Origin of the sequence: Curtobacterium sp. UCD-KPL2560, assembly GCF_001705035.1 — a bacterium.
In the GTDB taxonomy this organism is placed as follows: Bacteria; Actinomycetota; Actinomycetes; order Actinomycetales; family Microbacteriaceae; genus Curtobacterium.
Genome location: NZ_MCIG01000009.1, coordinates 39,199 through 54,098, shown reverse-complemented (window position 1 = coordinate 54,098; position 14,900 = coordinate 39,199). Strand labels below are relative to the sequence as shown.

At 72.1% G+C, this 14,900-nt stretch carries 8 protein-coding genes; 3 read left to right on the top strand and 5 right to left on the bottom strand.

Annotated features, from left to right (window positions below; genetic code table 11):
* Window positions 1-63 precede the first annotated feature (63 nt).
* Together BEP24_RS16865 and BEP24_RS04350 are read right to left on the bottom strand one after the other, a co-directional pair.
* Complete coding sequence (locus BEP24_RS16865) at window positions 64-1,326, bottom strand: lipopolysaccharide biosynthesis protein (RefSeq protein WP_141693348.1); 1,263 nt, start codon at window positions 1,324-1,326, stop codon at window positions 64-66.
* The gene (locus BEP24_RS04350; protein ID WP_216093102.1) at window positions 1,323-2,084 is read right to left on the bottom strand and encodes a polyprenol monophosphomannose synthase; all 762 of its coding nucleotides are present in this window, start codon (window positions 2,082-2,084) and stop codon (window positions 1,323-1,325) included. Before BEP24_RS04350 ends, BEP24_RS16865 begins: the two co-directional genes overlap by 4 nt.
* 213 nt (window positions 2,085-2,297) lie before the next feature.
* On the opposite strand from BEP24_RS04350, the gene BEP24_RS04345 reads away from it, so the two are divergent.
* The gene (locus BEP24_RS04345; protein ID WP_065960668.1) at window positions 2,298-3,977 is read left to right on the top strand and encodes a DUF2142 domain-containing protein; all 1,680 of its coding nucleotides are present in this window, start codon (window positions 2,298-2,300) and stop codon (window positions 3,975-3,977) included.
* 550 nt (window positions 3,978-4,527) lie between these two features.
* Here BEP24_RS04345 and BEP24_RS04340 read toward each other — a convergent pair.
* From BEP24_RS04340 to BEP24_RS04330, 3 genes are all read right to left on the bottom strand, one after another.
* Window positions 4,528-7,266 (bottom strand): hypothetical protein, encoded by a 2,739-nt coding sequence (locus tag BEP24_RS04340; RefSeq protein ID WP_065960666.1) that lies wholly within the window; start codon window positions 7,264-7,266, stop codon window positions 4,528-4,530.
* A gap of 241 nt (window positions 7,267-7,507) precedes the next feature.
* Entirely contained in the window at window positions 7,508-10,543 is a 3,036-nt protein-coding gene (locus tag BEP24_RS04335; protein WP_065960664.1) for a glycosyltransferase, read from the bottom strand.
* Between the two features lie 49 nt (window positions 10,544-10,592).
* On the bottom strand, window positions 10,593-12,500 hold the full coding sequence (locus tag BEP24_RS04330) for a glycoside hydrolase family 99-like domain-containing protein (protein WP_253181563.1): 1,908 nt from the start codon (window positions 12,498-12,500) through the stop codon (window positions 10,593-10,595).
* Between the two features lie 274 nt (window positions 12,501-12,774).
* Here BEP24_RS04330 and BEP24_RS04325 point away from each other — a divergent pair, with 274 nt between their 5' ends.
* Window positions 12,775-13,686 carry an ABC transporter permease gene (locus BEP24_RS04325; protein WP_083230068.1) on the top strand — a complete coding sequence of 304 codons (912 nt, stop codon included), beginning with the start codon at window positions 12,775-12,777 and terminating at the stop codon, window positions 13,684-13,686.
* Window positions 13,687-13,689: 3 nt separating this feature from the next.
* Entirely contained in the window at window positions 13,690-14,898 is a 1,209-nt protein-coding gene (locus BEP24_RS04320) for an ABC transporter ATP-binding protein (RefSeq protein WP_065960659.1), read from the top strand.
* Window positions 14,899-14,900: the final 2 nt, after the last annotated feature.

Genomic DNA, 14,900 nt, shown 5'->3' with positions numbered 1-14,900 from the left:
CACTGCGCACCGGCGGGGAACCGTCGGCGTGCACCGGCGCGGAAGCGTCCCGCCGGTGCCGGATCAGTCCCGCCGGACTGCTCCGGCAGGTCCGGCCCGCAGGCCGACCACGACGAGCGCGACCAGGCTGACGACCGACCCGACGACGAACCCCGTCGTCCCGGCGGTCAGCGGCGACGCCGGGGCCGCGAGCAGGATCACGACGACGCCGACCACGAGCCCGGTGAGCGACGCCACCGCGACCTCGCCCGAGCGCCCCGCGGCGAGCAGGAACGCGGCGGGGACGAGGGCGATCGTGAAGACGTACACGCCGACGAGCAGCCCGCGCAGCACCGGCACCGCGGCGACGCCTTGCTCCGGGTAGAACAGCGGCATGACGATCCCGGCGAGGGCCGCGACCGCGCCGAAGAGCACCAGGCAGCCCGCCGCGAAGGCCAGGAACACCCCGAGCCGGCGCCGGTCGCGCAGGGAGCCGTTGCCCGCCTCGTGCGCGAAGGCCGGGACGATGATCTGGCTGACCGCCTGGCCCACCATGGAGGCCGGGGTCGCGATCGTGAAGGCCGCCGCGTAGACGCCCACCTGTGCCGGCGCGGCGAACACCTCGGCGCTGATCATCGCGAGCTGCAGCAGACCGTTCGTGGCGAGGCCCGCGAGGACGTTCCACGCGGCGAAGGACAGCACGCCCGTCCGGGGCAGCTCCGTCGCGCCGCTGACACCCGTCGGCCAGCAGAGCACCGCGAAGACCGTGTACCCGAGGGAGATCGGCACGAGGACGAACGCGTCCGCACCGAGGGCGAGCACGACCACGAGCCCGGCGACGGACAGCACGCCGGTGCCGACGTCCGCGATCCCGACCCGACGTGCGCGGCCCCGTCCGAGCGTGCCGGTGCGGGCGTACGCGTACGCCCCGTACCCGGCGACGGCCCAGGCGGCCGTGGCGGCGAGCACGCCGTCGTGCGTCCACCCCCACGCGACGGGGACCGCCACGGCGCCGAGCACCACGACCGACACCGCCCAGGTGCGGGTGAGGAGCCGCACGACCGCGCGGTCGTCGTGGCCCCGCGCCACCGCGAACGCGATGAACCGGCTGGCGGCGTTGCCCGCGGCGGTGGGCCACACGAGTGCGGCGAAGATCGACAGGGACAGGATGGCGCTGACGTGCCCGAGGTCGGCGGACCCGAGCGCCCGGCCGATCAGGACGGTGTACGCCAGCCGGGCCACGCCCTGCGCGACGATCCCACCGGTCGACCACGCAGCGGACCGTGCCAGGTTGCCCGTGGTCGCGACGACGGGCGACGCCGGACCGGTCTGGCCGGGAACGCTCACCGACGCCCGCGGAACCAGCGCTGCACGCCCCACTGGGTCACGCGCAGCATCGCCTCGACGATCACCGAGCGGTCCATCTTCGAGGTGCCCAGCACGCGGTCGCGGAACTGGATCGGCACCTCGACGATGCGCCCGCCCAGGTCGTGCACGCGCAGGGTCATGTCGACCTGGAAGCAGTAGCCCTTGGAGTCCACCCCGGTGAGGTCCATCCGGCGGAGGACGTCCGCGCGGTACACCCGGTACCCGGCGGTGACGTCGTGCACACCGACGCGGAGCATGAGCCGGGCGTACAGGTTCGCCGTCCGGCTGAGCAGCTCACGGCGCTTCGGCCAGTCGACGACGGAGCCACCGCGCACCCAGCGCGACCCGATCGCGAGCTGGACGTCGTCGGCCGGGGCGTCGGCGACCGCACGGAGCAGCGCCGGCAGCCGGTCGGCCGGGTGCGACCCGTCCGCGTCCATCTCCACGAGCAGGTCGTAGCCGCGCTCGAGACCCCAGCCGAAGCCCGCCACGTAGGCGGTGCCGAGGCCGAGCTTGCCGGTGCGCCGCATCAGGTGCAGCCGGTCGTCCGTCCGCGCGAGCTCGGCCACGCGGTCGCCCGTGCCGTCCGGGCTCGCGTCGTCGACCACGAGCACGTGCGCCTGCGGTGCGTGCTGGTGGATGGTGGCGATCGCCGTCTCGATGTTCTCGACCTCGTCGTAGGTCGGGACCACCACGAGGGCGCTGGGGGCGGACGCGTCGTCCTGGTGTTCGGCCACTGTTCGGTCCGCTCCTTCGTCGATGTACGCCGAGTGATCGTAGCCGACGGGCTCTCGGCGGCCTACCGTGCGTCCGCGGGTCGGCTCGATGCGCCGGGCCCGCACCGCCCGCCGGGACGGGGGTCGAGGACCCGTCGCTGCTAGAGTTCCGCGTGGCCCGCGACCGGTGGGCGGACGGCGGGGACCGCCGGGTGAGGAGACACAGGAACACCGATGACGGGAACCACGCTCGGAGCGACCGACCGGACCCGCGCCACCGGCGCCCGACGCCCCGGGTGGCAGGTGTTCCTGATGGCGTTCCTCGTCATCGCGGCGATGGCCGGCAGCTGGGCGATGACCAGCCCCCTCGAGTCCGCGCCGGACGAGCCCGCGCACACGATCCACGCCGCGGCCGTCGTCCGCGGGGAGTTCGTCGGCGCGAAGTCGTCGGTGCAGCGCGGCGCGAGCGACGTCGAGGTGCCGGCCTGGGCCGCCCAGACGACCGACCTCGCGTGCTTCGCCTTCGACCCGGGCATCGCGGCGAACTGCCAGAAGCCCGTCACCGAGTCGGACGCCGAGCGGACCGCGACGACGAGCGCCGGGACGTACAACCCCGTCTACTACGCGGTCGTCGGCCTGCCCTCCCTCGTGCTGGACGGCAAGGCGGCCCTCTACGCGATGCGCGGCACCAGCCTGCTCTGGTGCTCCGCGCTCCTGGCCCTCGGCGTCGTCGCGCTGGCCGGGCTCCGGGCACGGACGTGGGCCCTCGGCGCCTTCGCCGTCGCCGTGACGCCGATGGTGCTGTTCATCCTCGGCTCGGTGAACCCGAGCGCCCTCGAGATCTCGGCCACCGTCATGCTCTTCTGCTGGCTGACGCGCATCGCCGAACGACGGGCACCGCGGGTCGCGCCGTCCCACGCCGCCGCGGTCGCGGTCTCCGGCGCACTGCTCGCGAACACGCGCAGCATCGCCTTGCTCTGGCTCCTCCTCGTCGCGGTCGCCACGCTCCTCGACCTCCGGCTCCTGGCCCGACTCGTGCGGGACCGTGCCGTGTGGATCGCGGCCGCCGTGCTCGCCGTCGCCGCGATCGCCGGCCTCGCGTGGACCCTCGGCAGCAACAGCCTCGGTCCGGGCATCCCCTACGTCGGTGCCGGGACGAGCCACCTGCGCGGGTTCGTGCACATGTTCGCGCTGACGTTCCAGAACTCCGACGGCTACATCGGCCTGTTCGGCTGGATCGACACCCCCGCTCCCCCGTCCACGGTGTCGCTGTGGGGCGGGCTGATGCTCGCGCTCACGATCGGGGCGCTCGTGTTCGGCCGCGGACGTCGCCGTCGCGGTGTCGCGCTCCTGGCGGTCGCGATGGTCCTCGTGCCGCCGGTCGTGCAGGGGTTCGCGGTCACGGAGTACGGCTACATCTGGCAGGCCCGCTACGTGCTCGCCCTCCTGGCCTGCATGGTCATCGCGGCTGGCGTCACCCTGGACCACGCGTTCCCGACGGCGTTCTCGAACGCCCGGGTGCGCTGGCTGTTCGGCCTCATGCTCGCCACCCTCGCCGTCCTGCACGTGCACAGCTCGATCTGGGCGCTGAAGCGCTACGTCGTCGGCGCGCACCTCGGCTGGCGCGCCATGGTGACCGAGCCGCAGTGGCAGCCGCCGCTCGGCTGGCCGGTGTGGGTCGGGGTGCTCACGCTCGCGGTGATCGTCGGGGGGTTCCTGCTGATGCGGGCCGCGGCCGCCCCCGTGGCACCGCTGCCGATCGACGGCGACGGGGTCGTCGACGACGACCGCCCGCTGGGCACGGGCACGACCACCACGACCGCTGCGTCCGCCGAGGACGACGCCACCGCGGACACCGCTCCCACGCGGATCGTCACCGCTGACGGGACCGCACCGGGCCACGAGGCTCGCTGAGCCTCGGACGACCGGCGCGCGGCGGTCCGCCATTCGCGCCCGTCGTCCTGCCGGCCGACGGCGGACGGCCGTGCCTCCGGCCTGGAGGCGCGGCTCCCGCCCGTCAGCGAGCGGCCGTCCGGACACCCCGGCTCCACCCCTGACCGACCCGTCACGGGACCGGCCGTCGTCCGACGCGCCACCGGCACGGGAGGCACGGATCCGGCCCGCCCGTGAGCCGACGTCCCGGCACCCCGGCTCCACCCCCGACCGCCCGCCACGAGCGCGGCAGACCTCCCGGGTCCGACCGGCCCCGGCAGCGCGGCACGGCGCCGGCTCCGGACGGGCGGGACGTCGACGACCAGGACCAGGACCAGGACCAGGACCAGGACCAGGACCACCCACTCCACACCCCGCGGCGAAGGCCGCGGCCGCGGCTCCACCGACACCGTCACGGGCGGACGGGCCGGCACCGCAACGGGCGACCGGACACCGCCACGCACACGGGGACGGCCCCGGCTCCTCGCGGAACCGGGGCCGTCCCCGTGTGCGTCGAGCGGTCGCCCGGTGGTCAGGGCACCGTGACCGTGAAGCAGCCGAGCGAGACGTTGCCGCCCGCACCGGTGTTCACGGCGGTCACGCAGAGCTGCTGCGTGCCCGAGGCCGCCGGCACCGTCGCCTCGAACCCGTGCTGCGCGCCGGCGGCCGGGTAGGCCTTCCCGACGTCGGTGCGGGTGACGTTCGCCGTCAGCGGGGTGACCGCGGAGCCGACCTGCGCGTTCACGGTGATCGCCGTCGCGGGGGTGTCCGCGTCGAACGACCAGCCGCGGAGGGCGATGCCGCCCGCGACGCCGCTGACCGAGTCGACGACCCCGCGCGGCGGGGTCCCCGGGTCACCGGCGACGGTGACCTGGCGGCACCCGAGGTCGGTGTCACCGCCGGCCCCGTCGTTCACCGCGGTGAGGCAGACGGTCTGGGTGCCGGTCGCCGCCGGGATCGTCGCGTCGAACCCGGTGGTCCCGGTCGCGGCCGGGTACGCCTTCGGCACGTCGGTCCGCGCGCCGGACGCGGTGATCGTCGTCGTGGTCCCACCGACGGTGGCGCGGACGGCGATCGGCTTCGCCGTGTCGGGGTCGAACGCCCACCCGGAGACCCGGACACCGCCGGACACCGCGGTGGCCCCGTCGTACCAGCCGATCGGCTTGCTGCCGGCGTCGGCGACGGTCACCGTCCAGCAGCCCAGGGAGGCGTCGCCGCCCGTCCCGGTGTTGCCGGCGGAGAGGCAGATCTGGTTGACCCCGGTGCGGGCCGGGACGGTCGTCTCGAACCCGTGTGCCGATCCGGCCGCCGGGTAGGCGTTGCCGACGTCCGTGCGGGTGCCGTTCGCCGTGATCTTCGTCACGGTGGAGCCGACCGTCGCCGTGATCGTCAGCGGGGTCTTCGGCGTGTCGGTGTCGAACGCCCAACCCCGCACCGCGATCCCGCCCGGAGCGGCGACGACCGAGTCGACGTTGCCGCGGGGCGGCGTGCCCGGGTCGACGACCGGCTGCGGCACGGTGACCGTCTTGCAGCCGAGGTCGGTGTCCTTGCCCGATCCGACGTTGACCGCCGTGGCACACACGGTCTGCGCTCCCGCCGGGGCGGCGACCTTGCCCGCGAAGCCGCTCGCTGCGCCGGCCTTCGGGTAGACCTTCTGCACGTCGCTGCGGGTCTGGTTCGTGGTCATCGTCGTGACCGTCGAGCCGACCGTGAACCGGATGGTGAGCGGACCGGTGGCGTCCGCGTCGAAGGCCCAGCCACTGACCGAGATGCCGCCGTCGGTGGCCGTCGCGGAGTCGAACACACCGGCGGGCGAGTTGCCGCTCGCCGCCGCGATCGTGACGGTCTTGCAGCCGAGCGTCGTGTTCGCGCTCCCGGCGCCCTGGTTGATGCCGAAGGCGCAGACGTCGTACGTCCCCGGCGACAGGGTCATCGTCGTCTGGAAGCCGTGCGCCGCGCCGTAGGCCGGGTAGGCCGCGGCCACGTCCGGACGGGACTGGTCCGCCGTCGCGTGCTGGCCCTGGGCGCCTGCGTAGACGTCGACCGGGATCGAGGCCGTCGTGTCCGGGTCGATCGCCCAGCCGCGGAGCGTCACGGTGCTGCCGGACGTCGTGACCGAGTCCAGGTTGCCGATCGGGTTGCCCGTCGGGACGTCCACGGTCTGGCAGCCCGCGCCGGTGTTCCCGCCGCCCTGCGTGTCGATGAAGAACAGGCACACCTGGTGCTGCCCGCCCGCGATGCCGAAGGTGCCCGAGAACCCGTGGTTCGCGCCGTTCGCCGGGTACGCCGCGGCGATGTCCGCTCGAGCCAGGTTCGCGGTGAGTGCCCCGGCGGCGTTGCCGTCGATGTACACGTGGACCTGGGTCGGGGTCTTCGGTGCGTCCGGGTCGATCGTCCACCCGGCGACGCTGACCGTCCCGACGCCGGCGGTCACGGACTCGACGTTGCCGAAGGGCTGCGACGCACCGGTCGGCGATCCGAACCAGTTCGAGTAGTAGGTGAAGAAGTTGAGGTTGCCGTACGCGCCGCACGCCTTGTCGGTACGGCCGGCGAGCACGTTCGCGTTCGGCTGGTAGGGCGTGTAGTAGTACAGCGCCGCGGTCGCCTTGTTCTGGACCGTCACCTGGCTGGAGCCGCAGCCCGGGTCCGGGTTGAAGCGCACCGCCGACGGGACACCGATCGGGTACCAGGTGAAGTAGTTGCTCGTTCCGGCCGGGTTGCCGTAGCGCTTGAGCTGCCACGCGGCGAGGTAGATCTGGTTGTACAGGCCCGCGTACGCCGGGTCGCACCACCCGGGCTTCGCGGTGTTGTCCGGGCAGGCGTAGCCCATCGCCCGGTCCAGACGCGCGTCGGACGGAGCGCTCATCGTGACGAGCGACTGCTCCTTCTGCAGGATCACGAGCAGCGCCTTCGCGCTGATGCTGCAGGACTGCTGCACCTTGAAGATGATCGACGAGGTCAGCTCGCCGGCGGCGCCCTGGTAGGCACCGCACATCGCGTCGGCCGAGCGCGACGAGGTGTCGGTCCGCTTCAGCCGCAGGCAGTTGCCGTTCCCGCAGGAGGGCTCGTTCGCCTCGAGGAACGACTGGATCTGCGCCTGCGACATCGCGTTCGCGTTGTAGAAGTTCGCGTCCGAGATGATGTTGCCGGCCTGGAACGTCGCGGCCCCGGCGGAGTTCGACTGCACGGCCACGAGACCGCCGACCACGGTCGCGACGAGCGCGAGCGCGATGGCTCCTCGGAACCAGATGGATCGCAGCAGCGCTGCCATGGTGCTTCCCCTTCGGGCGTCGCCGCGTGTCCACACGGCGCCTGATCACCTGCTGACCGGGACCCAGCAGACATGGACAGTCAGATGCTATGCGATAACACGAGTTCACATCAGTCCCACGTGTATCCCGCGATCGGGGGGTCCGGGGTGACCACACGCTGTCCGAGGGGGAAGGCGTCCGGGGCGACCACCCGCTGCTCGCGTCGGCGACCGCTCCGGTCGATCCGCTCCGGTCAGTCAGTCAGTCCGTGCTGCTGGCCGCGGTGTCGGCCGCGTCGGCGGCCGGTGCCGCCTGCGCTGCCGCTTCGGCCTCGGCCTCGGCTGCCGCGAGCGTGCCGGCCGGCGCCTGGGCCGGCGCCTGCTCGGCGAGGACGCCCTCGGGGTCCACCAGGAACGGGTAGATGTGCTCGAGCGCGTGGTCCCACGAGCTGTGGTGCTCGTCGATCGTGCGCAGTGCGCCCGCCGAGAGCTTGCGGCGGAGCTGCGCATCGCGGATCAGCGTGTCGAGGTTCTCCACCATGTCGTCGAGCGACCGCATGGTGAGCTGCGAGTTCTCGTCGTCACGGAACAGCCAGGTGAACCACTCGCTGTCCGGTGCGACCATCGGCACACCGCTCGCCATGAGCTCGAGCGGCAGGTACGACGGGTGGCGCGAGATCTGCATGGTGAGCCCGATGTCGGTCTCGCGGTAGACGCGACCCGTGGCGCGGTAGTCGAGCAGCCCCATGTCGATGAAGTCGGCGCTCTGCGGCAGGTACCGTGCCCCGGCCGCGACGATGCGCACTCCGTCGCCGTGCCGGCGCTTGATCTCGGTGAGCGCCTGGAAGACGAGCTCCCAGCAGTTGCGGAAGTGGTCGCGGGCGTACGCGAAGATCGTGACGGGCTCGTCCTCGCCCTTCTCGCGGCGGCCGTCCGGGTGGTAGATCGAACGGTCGACGGCCGGCGTGAACGGGATCGACTTCCCGCCGTACTCCCCCGAGTAGATGCGGTGCATGCTCTCGGTGTTGCAGATGCCGTACAGGCCGAGCCGGTAGCTCTCCTCGGCCATCGCGAACATGCTCGACGCCGGGTAGAACGCGGGCTCGTAGTCCTGCATGAGGTAGAACTTGCGCGGTGCGCTGTCCGAGCGCGCGACGTGCATCGCGGTCAGCCAGAGCGTCGCGATCGCGGCGTCCGCCTCGGGCACCGCGGCGATCTGCTCGTCGGACCCGTCGTAGAACATCACCTCGGACTCGGCGAGCGACGGGAAGGCCGCGGCGATGGCGGACTTGATGTACGCCTCGTTCGGCTGCGCGTACGCGATGAAACGGTGGTGCACGCCGTGCTCGCGCGTCAGCTTGTCGGCCAGGCGGAAGGCGGTGTTCAGGCCGCCGAAGAACGGCATGTCGACGTCCGGGATGAACCAGTTGATCGTCCGGACGGCGCGCGGGCCGGTCGTCCGGGCGTGCAGTTCGTGCACGCGTTCGACGGTCCCGTGCGTGATCGAGGCGACGCCGAGCAGCGACTTCGCCTCGTCGGAGATCGACGAGCTCTGCGCGACCTTCGTGTAGGCCCGACCGAGCACCGCGAAGGCGAGCTGGACCGGCTTCGGGTCGCGGGTGCTCGCGAAGCGCGGCACCGCGGACAGCCGGGAGACGTTCGGCGACGAGTACGGGTCGCCGTTCTGGAGCCACGGGTGGTAGCGCCAGTAGCTGGCGTAGAAGTCCTCCATCGGCACCGAGGTGCCGCGGGTGATCGACTCGTAGTGGCGCACCATGTCGAACGGGATGACCACGTTGCGGCGGCCCGCGATGATCTGGTCGAGGCCGAGCACGACGTCGCTACCGGTGAGGATGAAGCGCTCGTCGAGGCCGTTCACCGCCTCGAAGTGCTCGCGGCTGATCGCGACGCACGCGCCCGTGACCGCGAGCGAGTCGCGGTACCACCGGGTCGAGCCGAGCAGCGTCTCGCTCCCGGGACGCATGCCCGTGAACAGGTTGTCGGCGAACCCGTTCGGGCCGACCATCACGCCGCCGTGCTGGATGAGCCCGTCGCCCTGGCGGTGCTGCATGCCCACCGTCGCGACGCCGTCGCGCTCGAGCATGCCGACCATGTCCCGGAGCCACGTCGGGTCGACGATCTCGGTGTCGTCGTTGAGCATCACCACGACGTCGCCGTCGGTCGAGCGCACGCCGACGTTGTTCACGCGCGAGTAGTTGAACGGCGTCTCGGTCCACCAGATGACCTTCGGCACGATGCCGTGCTCGCCGGCCGCGTACCAGGCCGCGCGCTCCTCGGTCTCGCCGCCGTTGTCGACGACGGTGACGTCGAACTCGGGGTAGTCGGTGCGGGCCAGGCTCGGCAGCAGGCGGTCGAGGTTCCCGCGGTTGTGCCGGGTCGGGATGACGATCGACACCTTCGGCCACGCCTGCGGCTCGAAGGAGACCCGGACGACGCCGTCCTGCGGTCGCGTCGAGACGGTGTGGCCCTGCGACTCGAGCACCTCGCGCACCATCGCCGCGTCGGCGGGCAGCGCGCGCCACGCGGTCTCGTCGACGCGCTCGGAGAGCAGCACGCGCGAGACGTTGCCGACGGTGCGCTCCTCGAGGTCGGCGGAGAGCAGGAACCGCCAGACGCCGCGGTCGGACAGGTCCGCCTCCGGCACCTGGGCGACGGTCGCCCGGCTCGCCGCGAACGCGCGCCCGACGTAGTTCGCGCCGAGGAGCATCTCGGGCGACCACATCGGGCGGAACCGCGGCGAGGTCCGACGGCCGCGCTTGCCGATGTGGTCGGAGTCGAGCACGATGAGCCGGAGCGCCGGGTCGATGCGGTGCAGGCGGGCGATGTCCGTGAACGCGTTCGAGCGCAGCACGCTCCCACCGCGCAGGAACATGTAGAAGTCGGCGTCGGTCTGCTCGAGGATGCGCTCGAACGTCGTGCCGCGCGGCACGACGACCACCTGCACGTCCGCGTCACCGCGCTGACCCTGGACGCTCTCGCGGGTCTCCTGGTCGGCCTTCGGGTCCGTGGACTCGACGACCACGGCGAACCGCGTCTCCGACATCCGCTCGAGCGGTGCGTGCGGGATGCGACGCTGCTGCGCGAGGAAGTCGTGGTACGACTCGAACCCGGCGGAGCGCTGCGGGACCTTGGCGAACAGCTGCCGGGTGTCGGCCACCCAGGAGCGCGCGCCCTTGTAGGAGTGGTAGCTCGCGATCGCGATCCCGCGGCCTCGCGAGTTCATCGGGAGCGACTTCCGTGCGCTCTCGACGGCCCAGACCCTGAAGTTGTGCAGCAACGATCCTTCTCCCACTGGTGGCGGTTGACTCCGGCAGTCTAGGGGGTGCTCATCGGGCGCCGACCGACGCGACGGCGTCCAGGTAGGTCGCCCCGTACCGCTCGGTCGGCTCGAGCACGGCGCCCTCGGCCCACTCGTTCCAGGCGTTCAGGAACACCACGGGCGCGTCCGGGGTCACCCGCTCCGCGGACCGGACGGCCTCGGCCAGCCAGCGTCGGAAGGTGAAGGGGTTCGCTCCGTACCAGACGTCGGGAGCGAGCTGCCGGCGGGCCGTGTTGTCGAACCCGACCATCACGCCGGGGGCCACCGCGCCGTACCCCTCCGGGAGGCGCAGGCGCGAGATCGCCCCGTCCGCCGTGCCCCGGTAGCTGAGGATGCGGCCCGCGAAGTCCGGACGGACCCCGAGCTGCCCCTGCTCCTTCCAGTGCCACTCGTGGTTGTGCGGCGGGAAGCCCATCAGGCCGTCGAGCCCGGAGTCCTCGATGCCGTCGGCGTCGAGCCCGTCGAACACCGCGCCGACGTCCACGCCGAGCACGTGCAGCGGTCCGACGCCGGCCGCGTCCGCACGCCGACGCCACTCCGCGATGGTCGCGCGGTGGTCCGGCAGGTGTGCCGGGCGGTACACCGCGATCACGGCGGCGCCGCGGATGCGGAACCAGCGCGGGTCGCCCAGCAGCGGGAGCAGGTGGTCGATGAAGTCCTCTGCGGGGACCTGGTCGTAGTCCTGGGCGATCAGGACGCTGTCGCCCCGGCCGTCCCAGGTGCGGGTCCAGTCCTCGTTCGCCCACATCACGCAGAACCGCTGGTCGGTGTCGCTCGCGGCGAGGCGCTCGAGCGGCATGTCCATCAGGCGCTTGCCCGCGAACCAGTAGTGGTAGTACATGAACGCCCCGATGCCGGCGTCCCGCGCGAGTCGGGTCTGGGCGGCCCGGACCTCGTCGCGGTGCAGGTCGTAGAACCCGAGCGCGCCGGGCAGCATCGGCTGCGCGTGCCCGTGGTAGTCGGGGACGGCGCGCGTGACGTTCGTCCACTCGGTGAAGCCGGCGCCCCACCACGCGTCGTTCTCCGGGAAGGTGTGGAACTGCGGCAGGTAGAAGGGCACGAGCTCGGCGCGCACCGCCGGTTCGGGCCGTCGTGCGGGCAGGTCGTCGACGGCCGACACGGTCAGACCGCTCTCCACGGTGAGCACCCCGAGCAGCCGCTCGACGGCGTGCGCCGTGGTGCCGTCGATCTCGCCGCGCTCGTCCGGGAAGTCGTCGCGGTCCATCCGCAGGGCACGGAGGCCGCGGAGCACGAAGCCCTTCGTCCAGTACACCGAGCCGGCCGGGAACCGCAGGTCGATGACGAGGTCCTCGAGCTCGAGGCGTCGCAGCAGCGACCGGACGCCGTGCTCGTCGGCGCCCCAGTGCTCGGCGCCGACGATGGACGCGCCCGAGGTCACCATGCCCGCGTCGGTGTGCCGGAGCGCCTCGATCACGCGCGCGACCTGGTCGCGGTCGCCGAGCACGGCGTCGAGCAGTTCGTCGCGCCAGTCGGCTCCGCTCCCCTGCAGCGACTCGTGGTCGGCGCGCCAGGCCGATCGCTTCGTGTGCACCTTGAGCACGGCGTCGTAGCCGTCGAGCAGCCCGGCGTTCACGACGGACACGAGCGGCAGGACGTCGCGACCGCGGTTCTCGATCGGCAGGACGACGACGCGGCGCACCAGGTCGAGCGCGCTCGTGTCGACCGCGACGTCCACGCCCTCGGTCACCGTGACCACGAGGTCGAACGGCTCGGGCACGGACCGCAGTCGCTCGACGAGCCCGGGCAGCAGTTCCGGGTAGTGCACGTGCAGCACGACCGCCACGCGCGGGGGCGCGTCGCGCTCCGCCGGGGTGCGCTCGCGGTCGGCCGCGGCGACCAGGTCGCGCCAGTGCTCGGGGAACCCGACGAAGCGGCCGCCGGAGCGTCGCTGCACCCAGGTGCCGAAGTCGTAGGACGGCAGGGCCGCGGTCTCGGCGGCGGCGGCCTCGCGGAGCAGTGCCCGTCCGAGGCTGATGCGGTACCGCCCCAGGCGTCGCTTCGCCCCGGCCCACGTTCGGATCCTGATGATGTCGCCCCTTCCGATCGCGAGGAGCGAGGGTCGGACCGCTGCTCCAGGCGGTCTATCGTAGTATCTCCGCGGCGATCGTCAGGTCGCCGCCGGTCTGCGCGTCCGCGTGACCGAAGCCCCCGTGAGGAGACCGCAGCACATGCCAGACGCGAGCGCAGTGGCCAACGAACGTGCGGAGCGGCTCGCCACCGAGCCCTGGCAGCACGCCGGGGCGAACGGCAGCGGACTCGTCGGGTTCGCCAACACCGTCCGCGACATCTGGGTCCAGCGCGAACTGCTCGGCATGCTCACGAAGCGCGAGCTGAAGGCCCGGTACAAGGACTCGTCGCTCGGCTTCCTCTGGAGCCTCGCCCGGCCGCTCACGCAGCTGTTCATCTACTACGTGGTGCTCGGGACGTTCCTCGGCAACGCCAAGGCGATCGACAACTTCGCGATCTACATCTTCTCCGGCCTGACGATCTTCACCGTCTTCCAGGAGATCGTCGGCGCCGGCACCGCGTCCATCGTGGTGAACGCGGGGCTCGTCAAGAAGGTCTACCTGCCGCGCGAGATCTTCACGCTGTCCTCGGTCGGGTCGTCGCTGTTCAACTTCCTCATCCAGTTCGCCATCCTGCTCGTCGCGGCGCTCGCGCTGCAGACCGTGGCGTTCGGCTGGGACCTGCTCTACGGCGTGGGTGCCCTCGTCCTGACGATCGTGTACGCCGTCGCGCTCGCGCTCCTGCTCGGCGCCCTGAACGTGTACCTCCGCGACGTCCAGTACCTCGTCGAGGTCGTGCTCATGCTCGCCATGTGGGGCTCGCCGATCGTCTACTCGTGGACGCAGGTCGCCGACCGCGTGCCCGGCTGGCTCACCGAGATCTACCTCAACAACCCCGTCACCATCGCCGTGATCGGCTTCCAGCAGGCGATGTGGGGCGAGACGAGCCACGGCACCACGCCGGACCACCTCGCCACCCGCATGCTCGTCGCGCTCGTCGTCGGCCTCGTGCTGCTGTTCGTCTCGCAGCGGGTCTTCTCCCGCCTGCAGGGCAACTTCGCCCAGGAGCTCTGATCGATGTCCCCCGCCACCCCCATCGTCCGCGTCCAGGACGTCTCCAAGCGGTTCGTGCTGCACAAGGAGAAGAGCCTCAAGGAGCGCGTCCTCAGCGCCGGTCGGAACAGCGCGTTCCGTGAGGACTTCTGGGCCCTCCGCAACGTCGACCTCGAGATCGACTCCGGCTCGACGGTCGGGCTCATCGGGCCGAACGGCTCGGGCAAGTCGACGCTGCTGAAGACCATCGGCGGGATCATCCAGCCGACGAGCGGCTCCGTCGTGCGCCGGGGTCGGATGGCCGCGCTGCTCGAGCTCGGCGCGGGCTTCCACGCCGACCTGACCGGCCGCGAGAACGTCTACCTGAACGCGTCGATCCTCGGGCTCTCGCGCACCCAGACCGACCGCTACTTCGACGACATCGTCGACTTCTCGGGCATCGCGGAGTTCATCGACACGCAGGTGAAGTTCTACTCGAGCGGCATGTACGTCCGGCTCGCGTTCGCCGTCGCGGTGCACGTCGACCCCGACCTGCTCCTCGTGGACGAGGTCCTCGCCGTCGGCGACGAGGCGTTCCAGAAGAAGTGCCTCGACAAGATCGCGTCGTTCCAGGCCGAGGGCCGGACGATCGTGCTCGTCACGCACACGCTGAACCAGATCACCGACCTCTGCTCCCGCGCGCTCGTGCTCGCCCGGGGCAACGTCATGTTCGACGGCGACCCGACGGACGCCGTGAGCGTGCTGCGCTCCGGGTTCCAGACCACCATCGACGCGGACGCCGCCAACGCCGAGCGTCCGGCCCAGGCCGCGACCCCCGCGTTCGACATCGCCCGGGTGCGTTCGATCGTGGTCGACGGCGAGCACGACCGGAGCACCGACCAGGTCGTCGTCGCCCCGGACCGTCCGCTCACCATCGACGTCGAGCTCGACGCGAAGACGCAGCTCGACGACTGGGGCATCGGCGTGCACGTCGACAACCCGTTCGGGCAGGTCGTGGTCGGCACGCACACCGACATGCTCAAGGTGCCGACACCGTCGTTCCAGGGCTCCCGGACGGTGCGCTTCACGTTCTCCGACGTCCGTCTCGGCGGCGGCGAGTACCGCGTCACCAGCGCGCTGTTCGGCCGCGGCGGCCAGGAGATCCACCGCCTCACCGAGGGCGCGACCTTCACGGTCCGCCCGAACAGCAGCTCGTACGGTCCGATCGGCGCCGCAGCCGCGATCCAGTTCTGACG